Raw genomic sequence first — 15,755 nt, 5'->3', positions numbered from 1 at the left:
CGTGGCAAGCCTGCGGGCGCCACGGCATCGGGTGCTGCCCTGACAGGACCCTGAATCGCCCCGCCCCGGGACCCTGAAACCTCGGGAAACGGCGTCCGGGGGTGTCCCCGACGTGCCAGGATCGGGAGGGTGACCACCGACCGACCTCCGCGCCTCCCGCTGCGCCGGCCCCCGCAGGGCCGGTTGCTCGGTGGCGTCGCGGCGGGCCTCTCCGCGCACCTGGGCCTGCCCGTGGTGGTCGTGCGTCTCGCCTTCCTGCTGTTCACGTTCGCGGGCGGGGCGGGCGCGGTGGCGTACGTCTTCTGGTGGGTGACGGTGCCGTCCGGCGACCCGCGGCTGGCGGCGGACACGACGCCGACGTCGCTGCAGCGGCTCGCGCCGCGGCTGCGGATGCGCGGGCCGGTGGCGGCGCTGCCCGTGCGGGACGTCATGATCGGGGCCGCGCTCATCGCGGGCGCGTTCATCCTGGTGGCCATGCGGGCGGGCTGGGACGTGGGTGCCTCGTGGGTGCTCCCGGTCCTCGTCGCCCTCGGCGGCCTGGCGCTCGCCTGGAGCCAGCTCGACGCCGCGCAGCGCGGCCGCCTCGGTGGGGCGCCGGGGACCGGGCGCTCGACGCTCGTGCTGCGCCTGGTCGGCGGCGTGATCCTCGTGATGGCCGGCATCCTCATGCTCATCGGCCAGGACGCCCCGGTGCCGGTGCTGCTGCAGGCCGCCGCCGCGTCGCTGGCGGTGCTCGCCGGGGCGGCGCTCATGCTGGCGCCCTGGTGGCTGCGCCTGGTGCGCGAGCTCGGCGACGAGCGCGCCGCCCGCGCGCGCGAGGCCGAGCGGGCCGACATCGCCGCGCACCTGCACGACTCCGTGCTGCAGACCCTGGCGCTCATCCGCTCGCGCGCCGACGACCCCGAGGCGGTGGCGCGCATGGCGCGTGCCCAGGAGCGCGAGCTGCGCGAGTGGCTGTACACGGATCGCACCGAGCCGGGCACGTCCCTCGCCGCCGAGCTGCGCACCCTCGTGGGCGAGGTCGAGGACGGGCGCGCCGTCGAGGTCGAGACGGTCGTGGTGGGCGACTGCGTCCCCACCGAGGCGACGTCGGCGCTGCTGCAGGCGGCGCGCGAGGCGCTCGTCAACGCCGTCGTGCACGGCCGCCCGCCCGTGACCATCTACGTCGAGGTGACGGACGCCGCGGTCGAGGTGTTCGTCCGCGACCGCGGCGACGGCTTCGAGATGGACGACATCGCGCCCGACCGGTTCGGCGTGCGCGAGTCCATCCTGGGGCGGGTACACCGCCGCGGGGGCACCGCCGACGTCTCCAGCCGCGCCGGCTGGGGCACCGAGGTGCGGCTGCGCATGCCGCGCGACGGCGACGAGGCCACCGAGCCCACCCCGCCGGTCGAGCCCACCGCCTCCGGCACTGACACCGACATCGATGAAGGAGCACGCACGTGACCACTCCCACCGCCGCGACGCCGCCCACCGGGCCGGTGCCGGTCGTCCTCGTCGACGACCATCACATGTTCCGCACCGGGGTGCGGGCCAGCCTGGACGGCCGCGTGGACGTGGTGGGCGAGGCGGCAGACGTCGACCAGGCCGTCGCCGTCGTGCACGAGCACCGCCCGCCCGTGGTGCTGCTCGACGTGCACCTGCCCGGCGGCAACGGCGGCGGCGGCGCGGAGGTCGTGCGGCGTTGCGCGGACCTCCTGGCCGAGACGAAGTTCCTCGCGCTGTCCGTGTCGGATGCCGCGGAGGACGTGGTCGCCGTGATCCGCGCGGGCGCGCGGGGGTACGTCACGAAGAACATCTCCGCGTCCGATCTGTCCGGCGCCGTGGTACGCGTGGCCGGGGGAGACGCGGTCTTCTCGCCGCGGCTCGCGGGCTTCGTGCTGGACGCGTTCGGCACCGCGGCGGGCGACGTCGCCGTCGCGGACGACGAGCTGGATCGCCTGTCCAAGCGCGAGCAGGAGGTGATGCGGCTGATCGCGCGCGGCTACTCCTACCGCGAGGTGGCAAGCGAGCTGTTCATCTCCATCAAGACGGTGGAGACCCACGTGTCGGCCGTGCTGCGGAAGCTGCAGCTCTCCAGCCGCTACGAGCTCACGCGCTGGGCGGCGGCGCGCCGGCTGCTCTGACGACTTCGCCGGTGCAAGCCCAACCAGCGGTGCGGTAGCGGTCGACGACGACGTCGACCAGCCCCGAAGGCGCCTCGTCATGGGCGACCAGCAGTGGCGGCGTCGTGACGTCACCGCCGGCCTTCGCCGCCAGGTCGGCGAAGGACCCGGGGGCCAGCAGGTACGACGCGACCACCACCCGTCGTCCGGGGTGCCCCCCGCGCGCGGCGTCGACGACCTCGTGCACCCGCGGCGTGGCGTTGGCGATGTACCCGACGGGCACCGGGCGCCGGATGCGCCCGGCGAGGCGGGCCGCGGTGGCCTCGCAGTCGGCGACGGCACGGGCGTCGCTCGACCCGGCGGCCGCCAGCACCACGACGTCGTCCTCCCGGTGCCCGCCCCCGACGAGGCGCTGCTCGAGCACGTCCACGAGCCGCTCGTCCGGCCCGAGCGCGCCGCCGAGCGTCACGTCCTCGCCCTGCGCGACGGCGGCATCGACGTCCTCGCGCAGGTCCACGTGCACGTGGTAGCCCGCCGAGAGCAGCAGCGGCACGACGACGACCGTGCCGACCGCGGGATCGCCGGCGAGACCGGACAGGCAGGTGGGCACGTCGGGCTGCTGCACGTCGACGAAGCCGCCGTGCACGGCGGCCTCGCCGTCGAGCCGGTGCGCGACGGCGTCGACGAGCGCCGCGACGGCCCACGCGCCGGTGGCCGACGCGGTGCCGTGCGAGATGGCGAGCAGCGCGGGCGAGATCATGCCCGCGACCCTAGGGCGCGCGTCGACCGGCCCGGTTTCGCGTGTGCGAACCGTCGTCACGACGACCTCACGGCGGGTGTGACGACCGCGTGAGCGGCGGCAACGTCAGCGGTCGCGGGCCCCGCCCAGGCCGGGCTGCGGCGTACCACGTCGCCCACCACGGTCACGGCGGGGGCCCGCACGCCGACCGCGCGCGCCCGCTCGGCGATGTCCGCGAGCGTACCCACCGTGGTGCGCTGCCGTGCGCGGAACCCGTCCTCGACGACGGCGACGGGCGTGGACGCCGGCCGACCCGCCTCGACGAGCGCGCGGGCGGTGTCCGCGAGGCGGGTGACGCCCATCAGCAGCACCAGCGTGTGGTCGGTACCGCCCGGCACATGACCCACGTCGTCGTGCCCGGTGAGCACGCTGAACCCGCGGGCGAGCCCGCGGTGGGTCACGGGGATCCCGGCGGCGGCGGGCACCGACACGGCGGACGTCACCCCCGGGACGACCTCGACCTCGATGCCGTGGGCGCGGCAGGCGTCGAGCTCCTCGCCGCCGCGCCCGAAGACGTACGGGTCGCCGCCCTTGAGGCGCACCACGTCCCGCCCGGCGAGCGCGCGCTCCACCAGCAGCGCCGAGATCTCCTCCTGCGGCACGGGATGGTGGCCGGCCGTCTTGCCGACGTCGACCACCTCGACGTCGTCGCCGAGCGTGGCCAGCAGGCCCCGGGGGGCGAGGCGGTCCACGACGACGACGTGCGCTGCGGCGAGCAGGCGGCGGCCCCGCACGGTGATCAGCCCTGCCGCCCCCGGCCCGCCGCCGACGAGGGCCACCCGGCCCGGCCGGGGCGCCACGCCGCCGGTGGGCGCCTCGGTGGAGTGGGCCGGGCCGGGACGCACCGCGCGCAGCGGCAGGCTGCCGTCGTCGAGCCCGGCCGCGACGGCGTCGCGCACGCGGACCGCGCGGCGCGGGTCGCGGCCGGCGGTGACGGCCACGGTGACATGCCCGCCCGGTCGTCCGGCGGCGTCGGTGACGGGGGTGCGCGCCACGGCGGGCACCCACGCGGTGCCGAGCGCCGCGTCTCCGGCGGTGATGCAGAAGGTGCGCAGCAGCTCGGCGTCGGCTGCCACACGGGCGTCCACCTGGGCGTCGCCGGTGGCGGTGTGCACCAGCCAGGCGCCGTCGAGGTCGTTGTCGCAGTAGCCGCGCGTGACGCGCTCGATCGTGCCCGCGGAACCGAGCGCGGCGAGCTCGGGCACGACGTCGGGCGCGATGATCCGCACGCGCGCCCCGGCCGCGAGCAGGCTGCGCGCCCGGCGCAGTGCGACCTGGCCCCCGCCCACCACGATCACCAGGCGGCCGGCGACCCGCAGGCCCAGGGGATACGTGTCGTGCGCTGCCGCCGACGCTCTGCGGACGCTCATCCGTGCAGGCCGCACTCGGTCTTGTCCCGGCCCGCCCAGCGGCCTGCCCGGGAGTCCTCGCCGTGCGCGACGCGCTGCGTGCAGGGCTCGCAGCCCACCGACGGGTACCCGTCGCCGAGCAGGGGGTTGACGACGACGCCGTGCCGGCGCGCATACTCCTCGACCTCCTCGTCGGTCCACGCCGCGAGGGGGTTGATCTTGACGACGCCGTTGCGCCCGTCCCAGGACACCAGCGGCGCGTTGGCGCGGGCCGCGGTCTCGCTGCGTCGGACGCCCGTGGACCACGCCTCGTAGCCCTCGAGCGTCCTGCGCATGGGCGCGACCTTCCGCATCGCGCAGCAGGCCTCCGGGTCGCGGTCGTGCAGGCGCGGGCCGTGCGCGGCGTCCTGTTCGGCCACCGTGAGCTCGGGCCGCACGTCCACGACGTCCACGTCCATCTCGATCTCGACGGCGCCGCGCGTGCCGAGCGTCTCGGCGAAGTGGTAGCCGGTGTCGCCGAAGAGCACGTCCACGAACGGGAGCTGCCGGGAGACCAGGTGCGCGAGCACCAGGTCCTGCATCGACGACGCGACCGCGAGGAACGGGCCGAACTCGGGGACCGCCCACGCCACGACCTCCTCGGCCGTGGCCTCCGGCCGGTCGCCGTCGGCGTGCAGCTGGGCCTGGCCGCGTTCCACCACGTGGCGCAGCTCCTCGGCGGAACGGCGACCCCGGGCGGAGCGGGCCTGCCGTCGGGCTGCGCGGGACTCCTCGCGCGCGGCCGCCCGCGCGCGCACCTGGGCGACCCGGTCGTTGCCGGTGAGGGAGGCGGGCTGCAACGTCAGCGGGGTGGACAGCTCGACGGCCGTCATCGCAGCGCCTCCTCGTCAGCCCGGTGCGCCCACTGCGCGAACGTCTCGTCGCCCTCGTGCTCGGCGTCGTACCGGCGCACCACGCGCTCGACGTATCCGCCGACGTCTGCGGCCGGCACCTTGAGGCCGCGCACCGTGCGCCCGAGCTCCCCGGCGTCGCGCCCCGCGCCGACGAGGCCGCCGCCCAGGTGCACCTGGAAGCCCGGCATCTGCTCGCCGTCCACGGTGATGATCTGGCCCTTGAGCCCGATGTCCGCCGTCTGGATGCGGGCGCAGGAGTTGGGGCAGCCGTTGACGTTGAGGTCGATTGGGCGGTCGATCCGGGAGGTGACGTCCCCGAGTCGCTCCTCCAGCTCGCCGATCACCCGCGCGGCCGTGTCCTTGGTGTCGACGATCGCGAGCTTGCAGTACTCGATGCCCGTGCAGGCGATCGTCGAGCGGCGGAACAGGCTGGGGCGGGCGGTGAGGCCGAGCGGCTCGAGGCCGCCCAGCAGCTCGTCGACGCGGTCACCGGGAACGCCGAGGACCACGACCTTCTGGTGCGCGGTGAGCCGGGCGGAGTCCGCGCCGACCTGCTCGATGAGGTCGGCCAGCCCGGAGAGCGTGTCGCCCCCGACGCGGCCTACGACGGGCGCCGCTCCGACGTAGAACCGACCGTCCTTCTGCTCGTGCACGCCCACGTGGTCGCCGGGGCGGGTGGCCGGCGCGGGCGGCGGGCCGTCCGGCAGCGCGTAGCCGAGGTACTCGGTCTCCAACACCTCGCGGAACTTCTCGGTGCCCCAGTCCGCGAGGAGGAACTTCAGGCGGGCCTTGTTGCGCAGGCGCCGGTACCCGTAGTCGCGGAAGATCCGGATGACGCCGTGCCACACGTCGGGTGCCTGGTCCTCGGTGACAAACACCCTGAGCCGCTCGCCGAGGCGCGGCGTGGTCGACAGTGCGCCGCCCACCCAGAGGTCGTAGCCGGGCCCGAGCTCCGGGTGCACGACGCCGACCAGCGAGATGTCGTTGATCTCGTGCACCACGTCGAGGCTCGGGTGGCCCGTGATCGCGGTCTTGAACTTGCGGGGCAGGTTCGCCAGCTCCGGGTCGCCGATGTAGCGGCGCTTGATCTCGAGGATCACGGGGGTGGGGTCGATGATCTCGTCCGCCGCGACGCCCGCGACCGGGCTGCCGAGGAAGCCGCGGGGCGAGTCGCCGCAGGCCGTGGTCGTCTCCAGACCGACGGTGTCGAGGCGGCGCCAGATCTCCGGCATGCTCTCGATCTCGATCCAGTGGTACTGGATGTTCTGCCGGTCCGTGATGTCGGCGGAGCCGCGGCCGAAGTCCGCCGAGATGCCGCCCAGCACCCGCAGGGCGGCCGGGTCGAGGGCCAGGCCGTCGGAGCGGACCCGCAGCATGAAGTACTGGTCCTCGAGCTCGTGCGGCTCGAGCGTCGCCGTGCGCCCGCCGTCGATCCCGGGCTTGCGCTGCGTGTACAGGCCCCACCAGCGGAATCGTCCGTGCAGGTCGTCGTCGGCGATGGAGTCGAAGCCCTCGTGGGCGTAGATCGTCTCGATGCGCTCGCGCACCCCGAGCGGCGCGGCCTCCAGCTTGAACTCCTCGTTGTGGTTGAGGGGGGCGGTGCCGTCCACCTTCCACTGTCCGTGGGGGCGGGAGGTGCGCGGGGGGCGGCCCGGGCGGGCGGGGCCGGAGGCGGCTGAGGGTGCGGTGGCCTGCGTCGTCATCAGGGGGATCCTCGGGTCCTCGGAGGGCGGGACGCGCGACGACGAGCGACTCAGCTGGGGTGGGCTGAGGACCGACGGCGCGCGCCGGTGCTCAGGGCCGCGAGTCCGCGGCGGGGCTGAGGTAGGGCGCGATCAGCGACAGCAGCACAGACAGCTGCGCATGCCGCGGTCGGCGCACGCCGGCATCCCGTGACGAGTCGTCACGAGGAGGCGGTGCGGGGCCGTGGTCATGGCGACGACGGTAACCGCTGGGGGTGGCATCGCGCGATACCGGGTCCACATGCTGGGACCACATGTTGGGACGCGCCGTGGGCGGCTTGCCGAACGGTGCCGCGATGTGATGTGCGGCCGGTTGCGGACACCTGTGTCAGATCCCTGACCGCGCGCGGATAGGCTGACCGCATGGAGTTCCTCTATAACGTCTTCGTCGCTCTGCACTTCGTTGGCTGGGCGATCGTCATCGGCGGTTACGTCGCGTCCCTGAAGAGCCCCGGCCTGTACCGCGGGGTGTTCCACGGCGCGGCGACGGCGCTGGTGTCGGGAATCGTGATGATGGGACTGATCGAGTCGGGCACCGCGGGCCCGGATGTCGATCGCATGAAGCTCACGGTCAAGCTCGTCATCGCGCTGATCATCGCGATCCTTGCGTTCGTCGCCAAGCGCCAGGGCTCGAAGGGCGACAACGGCACGGGTGCCGTGACCCCCGCGCTCAAGCACTCGATCGGCGCGCTGACGCTGGTCAACATCCTGGTCGCGGTCTTCTGGAACTGAGCCCGCAGGGCTTCTCGGGGCGGCCGGGATGAGCGCGCTGGGGGAGGTCCTGGTCGGCCTCACGATCGCCGTCGGCCTGGTCGGCATCGTCGTGCAGGTGCTGCCCGGCAACGTGCTCGTGCTGGGCAGCATCCTCGTGTGGGCGTGGGTCACCGGCGGCACCGCCGCGTGGGTCTGCTTCGCGATCGCCGCGGTGGTCGTCGTGTTCGCCGAGACCGGGCAGTGGCTGCTCGCCGGCCGGCACATGCGCCGGGCGGAGGTGCCCTGGGGCACGCTCGCGATCGCCGGCCTGGCGGGAATCGTGGGCTTCTTCGTGGTGCCCGTGGTGGGGCTCTTCCTCTTCTTCGCCGGCGCGATCTTCCTGGTCGAGCTGGCCCGACGGCGCGACCCGGCCATTGCCTGGGCGGCCACGCGCGCGGCGCTCAAGGCCACGCTCATCACCATCGGCGTGCAGCTCTCCGGCGGCCTGGTGGCGACCGTGGTGTGGGTCGTCGGGCTGGGCGTGACCTGACGCGGGCACACCGACCCGACGCGGGCTCACCCGCGATGTTTGCGCGCCCAGGTCTGTCCCTACTGTCCCTACTGTCCTCGCCAGGTCCGTCCGACCCGACCGTCCCGCTTCAGTACGGGGGCGCGGCATCGCCGGGTGGCTCGTGGCGAGACGGCGGTTCGTGGCCGCGCGGCATCGTCAGGTGACGCGTGGTCTCCGCTGGGGCGGGTTCGGTGCGGTAGGTGCGGCCGGTCGGGGAGGTCCATTCGAGGATGCCGCCCCAGCCGAGGGTTGCTGACGAGGCGCTGCCTGGTGGACCGAGCCGCCCGCCGGTGGGCGGCTCGCTTCGCTCGGGGACTTGGCGGACAGCCCATCGCGTCTGATGTTTGGTGACGTGATGTTTGCGGCACAGCACGGCCAGGTTCTCGGCCGAGGTGGTGCCGCCGTGGGCCCAGGCGACGGTGTGGTCGAGGTCGGAGCTGCTGGCGGGGCGGGTGCAGCCGGGGAAGCGGCAGGTGGTGTCGCGGGCGGTGACGAGGGCTTTGAGGTCGGCGGGCACGGTGTAGGTGGTGCGGCCGACGGAGAGCACGGTGCCGGTCTCGGGGTGTTTCAGGAGCCGACGGAACGAGGGGGCGAGGGCGGCGAGCTGACGCGCCGTGTCGGGGGCGATGGGGACGTGCCCGTTCATCGTGGCGGGGGCGTCGGTGATGCCGAGGAGCGTCAGGACCGGGACGGTGACCTGGACCTGCGGGCGGATCGAGCGGGCCAGGGTCGCGAGCCAGGTCTGCTCGAGCAGCTGTTGCTGCACCTGATCGTGCGCGAGGTCCGGTGCGGGGCGCGGGGTCTGCGGGTGATCGGCGGACGCACGCGATGCTTCGTCCGGGGCGCCGGCTCGTGGGGCGCCGGCTCCTGGGATGCCGGCCGAGGCGAGGTCGAGGGTGCCGTCCTCCAGGAGGAGGGCGGCGAGGACGTCGGCGCGGGCCTGGTTCGGCGTGCGCGTGTCGGTCGGATGCCCACTCGTGCCGTGCACGTTCGTGGTGGGACTCGTGAGGTGTGCGGCGGTGCGGGTGAGGCGGTCGTAGGCGGCGTGGGCGAGGGGTGCGGGCAGGTGGGCGGTGAGCCAGGCCATGCCGTCCTGGCCGTCGTCGAGCCATACGGCGCGATGGGTGGCGGCCTCGGCGTGCCGGGCCTCGGCCGGGACGGGGTGTGCCACCTCGCGGGCGCGGCGGGTGCGGGCGGCGAGCTGGCCCGGCGTGCACGTGACGCCGGTGGCGGCGGTGGGCAGGGCTGCCGCCTCGACGCGGGCGGCTTCGTCGCCGGTGAGGTCGGCCACGTGCTTGGTGATCTGGGTGGCGTGTGCCCAGGACAGGCGTCCGTGGTGCAGCGCGGCCAGGGTGCGGGGGGCCTTGGTGGTCAACGTGACGGCGTGGTCGGCCAGGGTGGCGGCGGCGTGCTCCCCGAGGTGCAGGGTGGTTGCGAGCTCCGCGACCACGGCGCGTCGGGCGAGCTCCAGTCGCCGTGAGCTCGGTGCCGTCCTGGCGACGGGGTCGGCGTCGTCCACGAGGTCCGACTCAAGTACCTGCGCCAGCCGGTAGGCCTGTGCCACCAGCACGGCACGACGCGCGTGCAGGGTGGCGATCTGCTGCTCGACCTCGGTGATCTCGTCCAGCGCTCCGTCCAGGTCGGCGAGCGTCGGCGGGCGATGAACGGCAGGCGCTGCGACCTCCGCGCCTCGAGCGTCCTCGGGTGCGCGCTGCGCCTCTTCGTCCAGAAGCTCGGCGATCGTCGGCTCCCACGTGCGCGGCATGATCGCCAGCCGGGCAGCCTCCTGCCGTGCCCGCACGACGTCGTGCGCCGGGGCGGCGGCCACGCCGGTCGCGCGGTCGGGGAGTGTCGTCGTCATGCCCCGAGTCTAGCGGGGTTCGAACACCTGTTCTAGACCCGAAGTCATCCTGTGGACAAAGGCTCGAACCGCGCGAACTCAGGCAGAGAGGTCCCTCGGGGTGTACATGATCACCGCGACGCCGGCCAGGCAGAGCATGGCGCCGAGCACGTCCCAACGGTCGGGGCGGAAGCCGTCGACGACCATGCCCCAGACCAGCGACCCCGCGACGAACACCCCGCCGTATGCCGCGAGGATGCGGCCGAAATGGGCGTCGGGCTGGAGGGTGGCGAAGAAGCCGTAGAGGCCCAGGGCGATCACGCCGGCGCCGATCCAGATCCACCCGCGGTGCTCGCGCACCCCCTGCCACACCAGCCAGGCGCCGCCGATCTCGAAGACGGCGGCGGCGAGGAAGAGCAGGATCGAGCGGAGCACGGTCATGGGCCGAGTCTCCCCGGCCACGGCGTCGGCGCGGGCTACCCGGCGGGGTTCTCCGTCACGTACAGGGTGTTGCCGTCCGGGTCGCGGAACTCGAACATCGGCGGCGCGGTCGGCCAGAGCAGCAGCTCCCCGACATCCGCGCCGGCGTCGGAGAGCGCCGCGTGCGCGGCGGAGGCGTCGGAGGTGATCAGCCTGATCCCGGTGTCGATCCCGGCGGGCAGGCCGTCCCCCGCGCGAACGAGGGAGACCGACGTCGGGGCGCCGGGCGAGGCGACATCGATCCAGCGGAAGTCGTCCTGCAGATAGCCGTCGAAGCGGACCTCGAGGCCAAGGTTCAAGGTGTAGAAGCCGAGCGCTGCGTCCTGGTCGCGGACGGGGATCGCGACCGTGTGCACCCCGGTGAATCGGGCGGCGGGCATGGGTCCTCCTCGGTTCCGGCGGTGCCCGGGCCAGGGCCGGGCGGGTCGAGGTGTCGACCCTCGGGAGGGCGGAGACTCATCGCCGGAGCCGGGCGCGGCCTCCCGCAGGAGGGGGCCGACCGGGGGCGCGGCATAGGGTGTGGCGACGTCGGACGGACGCGGACGGAGGAGTGATGACGGTGCAGGACGGGGCGGCCGGCAGGGCACGGGACGACCGGTGGACGGTGCGCGTCGCGACGATCGACGAGCTCGAGCCGCGGGCCGCTTACGAGGTGTGGCGGCTACGCCAGGACGTGTTCGTCGTCGAGCAGGAGTGCGCGTACCCCGACCTCGACGGCCGGGACGCCGAGCCGGGCACGCGGCACGTCGTGCTGCTCGACGGCGTCCGCGTCGTCGCCACCGCCCGGGTGCTCGACGACGGCGACGTGCAGCGCATCGGGCGCGTCGTGTGCCACCCGGACGCACGCGGGACAGGCGCCTCCGGGGCGCTGATGCGCGCGTCGATCGACGCCGCCACGGCCGCCGCGCCCACACACGACGTCGTGCTGGGGGCGCAGTCGCCGCTGACGGGCTGGTACGGGTTGTTCGGCTTCGAGCCGGACGGGCCCGAATACCTCGAGGACGACATCCCGCACACCCCGATGCGCCTGGGGCGCACGGAGGCTGTCGACCAGGCCTGAGCGGCGTCCGGCCGCCGCTCAGAACTCACGACGTGAGGCGCACCGTGGCGACGATCCCGCGGGCCCGCGCGTCGGCGTCCGGGATCTCGCCGAGCCCTGCGTAGACGGCGAGGAACGCCTCGAAGAGCGCCGCGCCGGCGAGCACGCGCGACAGCGCCCCCGTGTCGACGTCGGCGATCAGCCGGCCCGCGCGCGCCTCGGCGTCGAGGTAGGCCTGCACCTGGAGCGCCGGTCCCTGCGGCCCGGCGCCCTGGCGCCCGAGGCCGGCCCGGTGCGCGGCGAGCAGCTCGGGCGCGCCCAGGATCGAGGCGGCCATCGGGAACGACCGGGCGTAGAACGCCAGGAGCTGACGCACGAGGGTTGCGACGTTCCCCGCGACCGTGCCCTGGCCCACGAGCGCGTCCGGCGGGTCGAGCTGCGGAGCGCGCTCCGTCAGCACGCCGACGAACAGCTCCTGCTTGTCGGCGAAGTACTTGTAGAGCAGCGCCTCGGAGCAGCCCGCGGCCCGCGCGATCTCCTTGGTCGTCGCCCGGGCGATCCCTCGTTCGCGCAGCACCGTCGCGGCGGCGTCGAGGATCCGGTCCCGTGTGCCCATCCGTTCCTCCTGGTCTCGTGCGCTGAACTCGTGCGCTGATCTCGTCCGCGGCAGCGCGCCCATCGCTGTTGACATGCTCCCGGCCCCGCTCCATCCTAGGGGTGAGTGAACACTTACTCACCCCCACGCGTACCTCAACCGAAGGAGCGACAGATGAAGATCGCCGTCCTGGGCGCCACCGGCCGTACCGGCCGCCTGCTGGTGGACGAGGCCCGTCGCCGCGGGCACCACGTCGTCGCGGTGGTGCGCGACCCCGCCCGGCTGGGCGACCTGCGGCCGGACGACGTCGCGACCGCGGACGGGCTCGACGTCGCGGCGGTCACCGCCGCCCTGGCAGGGACCGAGGCCGTGGTGTCCGCCCTCGGGCCCGTGCCGGGCAGCGTGCCCGGTGTCCAGGGGGAGCTCACGGAGGTGCTGCTCCGCGCGGCGCGGGACGCCGGGGTGCGCCGCGTCGTGGTGGTGACCGCCAGCGGCTGGGTGGTGGACGACGACGACCCGCTCAGCCGCTACCTCGCGAAGCCGATCCTGGCGAGGTCGCTGCGGGACGCGAACACGGGTTTCGCGCGCGCCGAGGCGGCGGTGCGGGGCTCCGGGCTCGACTGGACGATCGTGCGGCCGCCGATGCTGCGCGACGGCGCTGCGCGAGGGCGTCACCACGAGCGCCGGGAGGGCAACGTGCGGTGGCGCTGGTCGATGCGGCGCGCCGACCTCGCGGCGGCTGCGTGTGACCTGCTGGCCGACCCGACGGCCGTGGGAGCGACGGTGTCGGTGGCGGGCTGACCAGCGCCTGGGCGGCGGGGCACTGGGATGTCGGCCGCGACGCCTAGGCTTGGTCCACGATGACCTCCCTGTTCGACAGCCTCTCCTTGCCCGGGTTCGACCACGCCGCGAAGGACGACACCGCGCGCCTTCCGTCCATCGCACCGCGGTGGGACGACGACGCCGCCGACCCCGCGGCGGGCGCGCCCGACTGGGTGCGCGACGCCGCGGCCGGTGCGCACGACGGGGGGCACGACGACGCGACCCCGCGGGCTCGCGGGGCGTTCTCGCACCTGGACCCGGACGCCCTGCTGGACGGCCTGAACCCGCAGCAGCGGGCCGCCGTCGTGCACCACGGCTCGCCGCTGCTCATCGTCGCGGGTGCGGGCTCGGGCAAGACGCGCGTGCTCACGCACCGCATCGCCTACCTGCTCGCCACCGGCCGCGCCCGGTCGGGCGAGATCCTCGCGATCACGTTCACCAACAAGGCCGCCGCGGAGATGCGCGAGCGCGTCGTGGACCTGGTGGGTCCCGCGGGCGGGCGGATGTGGGTCTCGACGTTCCACTCGGCGTGCGTGCGGATCCTGCGCAAGGAGGCCAAGACCCTCGGCCTGCGCTCCAGCTTCTCCATCTACGACGCCGCGGACAGCCAGCGCCTCATCACGCTGGTGACGCGGGAGCTCGGCCTCGACGCGAAGAAGTACCCGGCCCGGTCGCTCGCGCACAAGATCAGCGACCTGAAGAACGAGCTGATCGACCCGGAGACGTACGCACAGAGCTCGGGCGCCGACGCGACCGAGGAGGGCTGGCGCGAGCGCTCCGCCCGGGCCGGTTCCGGCGCGCTGCCGGCGCAGGGGCCGGAGTTCGACACCGTGCTGGCGGACGTCTACCGCCGCTACCAGCAGCGGCTCGCGCAGGCGAACGCCCTGGATTTCGACGACATCATCATGACCACGGTCAACCTGCTGCAGGCGTTCCCGAACGTCGCGGAGCACTACCGGCGCCGGTTCCGGCACATCCTGGTGGACGAGTACCAGGACACGAACCACGCGCAGTACATGCTGGTGCGGGAGCTGGCGGGGGTTTCGACAGACTCAACCACCGAGGAGCTGGACCCGGCCGAGCTGACCGTCGTCGGCGACGCCGACCAGTCGATCTACGCGTTCCGCGGCGCCACGATCCGCAATATCGTGGAGTTCGAGGAGGACTACCCGGACGCCACGACCATCCTGCTGGAGCAGAACTACCGCTCCACCCAGACCATCCTCTCGGCCGCCAACGCGGTGATCTCGCGCAACCCGGACCGCAAGCCCAAGCGGCTGTGGACCGACGCCGGCGCGGGGGCGAAGATCGTCGGCTACGTGGCTGACGATGAGCACGGCGAGGCGCGGTTCGTCGCCGAGGAGATCGACCGGCTCGGCGACTCGGACGGCGTGCGCCCCGGCGACGTCGCGGTGTTCTACCGCACCAACGCGCAGTCGCGTGCGCTCGAGGAGGTGCTGATCCGCGTCGGCCTGCCGTACAAGGTGGTGGGCGGTACCCGGTTCTACGAGCGCCGCGAGGTCAAGGACGCCGTCGCCTACCTGCGCGCGCTGGCCAACCCGGACGACGACGTCAACCTGCGCCGCGTGCTCAACGTGCCCAAGCGCGGGCTGGGGGACAAGGCCGAGTCCATGGTGGCCGGGTTCGCGGACCGCGAGCGCATCTCGTTCGGTGGCGCGCTCGAGCGCGCGGACGAGATCCCCGGCCTCACGACCCGCACGTCCAAGCCGCTGCTGGCGTTCCGCGACATGATGCGCGACCTGCGCGCCCTCGTCGACGACGGCGAGTCGCCCGCGACGATCCTCGGCGCGGTCCTGGACCGCACGGGGTACCTCGCGGAGCTGCGTGCGTCCGACGACCCGCAGGACGCGTCGCGCGTGGAGAACCTCGCGGAGCTGCACGCCGTCGCGACCGAGTTCAGCGAGCTGGACCCGGAGGGCGACCTCGCGGACTTCCTGGAGCGGGTGTCGCTGGTGGCCGACGCCGACCAGATCCCCGCCGAGGACGTGGCCGACGGCGAGGCGGAGCAGCAGCCCAAGGAGGACCAGGGCGTCGTCACGCTGATGACGCTGCACACGGCCAAGGGCCTCGAGTTCCCCGTCGTCTTCCTCACCGGCATGGAGGACGGCACCTTCCCGCACATGCGCTCGCTGCACGACGACAGCGAGCTCGCGGAGGAGCGCCGCCTGGCGTATGTCGGGATCACGCGGGCGCGCGAGCGGCTCTACGTGAGCCGGTCCGCGGTGCGCTCGGCGTGGGGCATGGCCAACGAGTTCCCGCCCAGCCGGTTCCTCGAGGAGATCCCCGAGGAGCTGTGGGACTGGCGGCGGCGCGAGTCCTCGACTCAGGCGCTGCGGCGCGGCGGGTCGGCCTGGGGGGACCGGCGCACCTGGTCGTCGGAGCGCCGCTCGGGCGAGCGCCGGACGGCGGAGCGCCGCCAGCCCTCGTCGCCGTCGGCGCCCGGCGGTCGGATCGGGCGGCCCAAGGACGGTGCGACGACGTCCACGGGCGCCACGTTCGGGTCGGCGACGCCGCGCACGGCGACGGACGTCCCGTCGCTCGACGTCGGGGACAAGGTGACGCACGACGCGTACGGCCTGGGCACGGTCGTGTCGCTCGAGGGCAGCGGCCCCAACTCGGTCGCGCGGATCGACTTCGGCGCGGACGGCACCAAGCGGCTCCTGCTGCGGTACTCGCCGGTCACCAAGCTCTAGCCGGCGGAGCAACCCCGGCGGAGCTATCCCGCGGAGATCGAGCCGCAGCCGGTCGAGCTGGCAAAGCCCCCTCCTGCGCCGACGTTCAGCGTGAAGCTGATCAGGTCGAGGTC

15 protein-coding genes are annotated in these 15,755 nt (G+C 74.1%); 7 read left to right on the top strand and 8 right to left on the bottom strand.

The genetic code is table 11. The features are described from left to right. The first annotated feature begins 129 nt into the window (after window positions 1–129). Together AC1C2V_RS05280 and AC1C2V_RS05275 are read left to right on the top strand one after the other, a co-directional pair. Window positions 130–1,446, top strand: coding sequence for an ATP-binding protein (locus tag AC1C2V_RS05280; RefSeq protein ID WP_495388546.1), 1,317 nt, complete (start codon window positions 130–132; stop codon window positions 1,444–1,446). Further along, entirely contained in the window at window positions 1,443–2,126 is a 684-nt protein-coding gene (locus AC1C2V_RS05275; RefSeq protein ID WP_495388545.1) for a LuxR C-terminal-related transcriptional regulator, read from the top strand. Before AC1C2V_RS05280 ends, AC1C2V_RS05275 begins: the two co-directional genes overlap by 4 nt. Here the strand turns inward: AC1C2V_RS05275 and AC1C2V_RS05270 are convergent. Genes AC1C2V_RS05270 through AC1C2V_RS05255 form a run of 4 tightly spaced genes read right to left on the bottom strand, consistent with a single transcriptional unit; the run spans window position 2,092 to window position 6,849 of the window. Continuing rightward, window positions 2,092–2,865: a sirohydrochlorin chelatase gene (locus AC1C2V_RS05270; protein ID WP_495388544.1), complete on the bottom strand. Its 774-nt coding sequence runs from the start codon at window positions 2,863–2,865 to the stop codon at window positions 2,092–2,094. The two genes, AC1C2V_RS05275 and AC1C2V_RS05270, sit on opposite strands and share 35 nt — an antisense overlap. Window positions 2,866–2,921: 56 nt before the next feature. Beyond that, a complete protein-coding gene (cobA, locus tag AC1C2V_RS05265) occupies window positions 2,922–4,274 on the bottom strand; it encodes a uroporphyrinogen-III C-methyltransferase (RefSeq protein ID WP_495388543.1) in 1,353 nt (450 codons plus the stop codon). Then, the gene (locus AC1C2V_RS05260) at window positions 4,271–5,125 is read right to left on the bottom strand and encodes a phosphoadenylyl-sulfate reductase (RefSeq protein WP_495388542.1); all 855 of its coding nucleotides are present in this window, start codon (window positions 5,123–5,125) and stop codon (window positions 4,271–4,273) included. Before AC1C2V_RS05260 ends, cobA begins: the two co-directional genes overlap by 4 nt. Beyond that, window positions 5,122–6,849 carry a nitrite/sulfite reductase gene (locus AC1C2V_RS05255; protein WP_495388541.1) on the bottom strand — a complete coding sequence of 576 codons (1,728 nt, stop codon included), beginning with the start codon at window positions 6,847–6,849 and terminating at the stop codon, window positions 5,122–5,124. Before AC1C2V_RS05255 ends, AC1C2V_RS05260 begins: the two co-directional genes overlap by 4 nt. Before the next feature lie 402 nt (window positions 6,850–7,251). Between AC1C2V_RS05255 and AC1C2V_RS05250 the strand changes: the two genes are divergently transcribed. Together AC1C2V_RS05250 and AC1C2V_RS05245 are read left to right on the top strand one after the other, a co-directional pair. Continuing rightward, the gene (locus tag AC1C2V_RS05250; protein ID WP_495388540.1) at window positions 7,252–7,620 is read left to right on the top strand and encodes a hypothetical protein; all 369 of its coding nucleotides are present in this window, start codon (window positions 7,252–7,254) and stop codon (window positions 7,618–7,620) included. 28 nt (window positions 7,621–7,648) lie between these two features. Then, the gene (locus AC1C2V_RS05245) at window positions 7,649–8,131 is read left to right on the top strand and encodes a DUF456 domain-containing protein (protein ID WP_495388539.1); all 483 of its coding nucleotides are present in this window, start codon (window positions 7,649–7,651) and stop codon (window positions 8,129–8,131) included. A gap of 109 nt (window positions 8,132–8,240) precedes the next feature. On the opposite strand, the gene AC1C2V_RS05240 is transcribed toward AC1C2V_RS05245, so the two are convergent. The 3 genes from AC1C2V_RS05240 to AC1C2V_RS05230 all read right to left on the bottom strand — a co-directional run bounded on the left by AC1C2V_RS05240 (window position 8,241) and on the right by AC1C2V_RS05230 (window position 10,852). Then, a complete protein-coding gene (locus AC1C2V_RS05240) occupies window positions 8,241–10,013 on the bottom strand; it encodes an HNH endonuclease signature motif containing protein (protein ID WP_495388538.1) in 1,773 nt (590 codons plus the stop codon). A gap of 78 nt (window positions 10,014–10,091) precedes the next feature. Continuing rightward, complete coding sequence (locus AC1C2V_RS05235) at window positions 10,092–10,433, bottom strand: YnfA family protein (RefSeq protein WP_495388537.1); 342 nt, start codon at window positions 10,431–10,433, stop codon at window positions 10,092–10,094. A gap of 35 nt (window positions 10,434–10,468) precedes the next feature. Beyond that, complete coding sequence (locus AC1C2V_RS05230; RefSeq protein ID WP_495388536.1) at window positions 10,469–10,852, bottom strand: VOC family protein; 384 nt, start codon at window positions 10,850–10,852, stop codon at window positions 10,469–10,471. Between the two features lie 173 nt (window positions 10,853–11,025). On the opposite strand from AC1C2V_RS05230, the gene AC1C2V_RS05225 reads away from it, so the two are divergent. Then, the gene (locus AC1C2V_RS05225) at window positions 11,026–11,532 is read left to right on the top strand and encodes a GNAT family N-acetyltransferase (RefSeq protein ID WP_495388535.1); all 507 of its coding nucleotides are present in this window, start codon (window positions 11,026–11,028) and stop codon (window positions 11,530–11,532) included. A gap of 25 nt (window positions 11,533–11,557) precedes the next feature. On the opposite strand, the gene AC1C2V_RS05220 is transcribed toward AC1C2V_RS05225, so the two are convergent. Continuing rightward, a complete protein-coding gene (locus AC1C2V_RS05220) occupies window positions 11,558–12,127 on the bottom strand; it encodes a TetR/AcrR family transcriptional regulator (RefSeq protein WP_495388534.1) in 570 nt (189 codons plus the stop codon). A 153-nt stretch (window positions 12,128–12,280) separates the two neighbouring features. On the opposite strand from AC1C2V_RS05220, the gene AC1C2V_RS05215 reads away from it, so the two are divergent. Both AC1C2V_RS05215 and AC1C2V_RS05210 read left to right on the top strand, forming a co-directional pair. Next, window positions 12,281–12,907, top strand: coding sequence for an NAD(P)-dependent oxidoreductase (locus AC1C2V_RS05215; RefSeq protein ID WP_495388533.1), 627 nt, complete (start codon window positions 12,281–12,283; stop codon window positions 12,905–12,907). Between the two features lie 59 nt (window positions 12,908–12,966). Continuing rightward, window positions 12,967–15,642, top strand: coding sequence for a UvrD-helicase domain-containing protein (locus AC1C2V_RS05210; protein ID WP_495388532.1), 2,676 nt, complete (start codon window positions 12,967–12,969; stop codon window positions 15,640–15,642). The last annotated feature ends 113 nt before the right edge of the window (window positions 15,643–15,755 follow it).

The organism is Isoptericola sp. Y541 (assembly GCF_059445465.1).
The sequence above is the reverse complement of the archived record's forward strand: the minus strand, read 5'-3'. Positions and strand labels throughout refer to the sequence as shown.

Excerpts from the sequence above, each read along its gene's own strand:
- AC1C2V_RS05240 (WP_495388538.1), bottom strand. The coding sequence starts at position 10,013 with ATGACGACGACACTCCCCGACCGCGCGACCGGCGTGGCCGCCGCCCCG.
- AC1C2V_RS05215 (WP_495388533.1), top strand. The coding sequence starts at position 12,281 with ATGAAGATCGCCGTCCTGGGCGCCACCGGCCGTACCGGCCGCCTGCTG.
- AC1C2V_RS05225 (WP_495388535.1), top strand. The coding sequence starts at position 11,026 with ATGACGGTGCAGGACGGGGCGGCCGGCAGGGCACGGGACGACCGGTGG.
- AC1C2V_RS05210 (WP_495388532.1), top strand. The coding sequence starts at position 12,967 with ATGACCTCCCTGTTCGACAGCCTCTCCTTGCCCGGGTTCGACCACGCC.
- AC1C2V_RS05245 (WP_495388539.1), top strand. The coding sequence starts at position 7,649 with ATGAGCGCGCTGGGGGAGGTCCTGGTCGGCCTCACGATCGCCGTCGGC.
- AC1C2V_RS05250 (WP_495388540.1), top strand. The coding sequence starts at position 7,252 with ATGGAGTTCCTCTATAACGTCTTCGTCGCTCTGCACTTCGTTGGCTGG.
- AC1C2V_RS05235 (WP_495388537.1), bottom strand. The coding sequence starts at position 10,433 with ATGACCGTGCTCCGCTCGATCCTGCTCTTCCTCGCCGCCGCCGTCTTC.
- AC1C2V_RS05230 (WP_495388536.1), bottom strand. The coding sequence starts at position 10,852 with ATGCCCGCCGCCCGATTCACCGGGGTGCACACGGTCGCGATCCCCGTC.
- AC1C2V_RS05255 (WP_495388541.1), bottom strand. The coding sequence starts at position 6,849 with ATGACGACGCAGGCCACCGCACCCTCAGCCGCCTCCGGCCCCGCCCGC.
- AC1C2V_RS05220 (WP_495388534.1), bottom strand. The coding sequence starts at position 12,127 with ATGGGCACACGGGACCGGATCCTCGACGCCGCCGCGACGGTGCTGCGC.
- cobA (WP_495388543.1), bottom strand. The coding sequence starts at position 4,274 with ATGAGCGTCCGCAGAGCGTCGGCGGCAGCGCACGACACGTATCCCCTG.
- AC1C2V_RS05260 (WP_495388542.1), bottom strand. The coding sequence starts at position 5,125 with ATGACGGCCGTCGAGCTGTCCACCCCGCTGACGTTGCAGCCCGCCTCC.
- AC1C2V_RS05270 (WP_495388544.1), bottom strand. The coding sequence starts at position 2,865 with ATGATCTCGCCCGCGCTGCTCGCCATCTCGCACGGCACCGCGTCGGCC.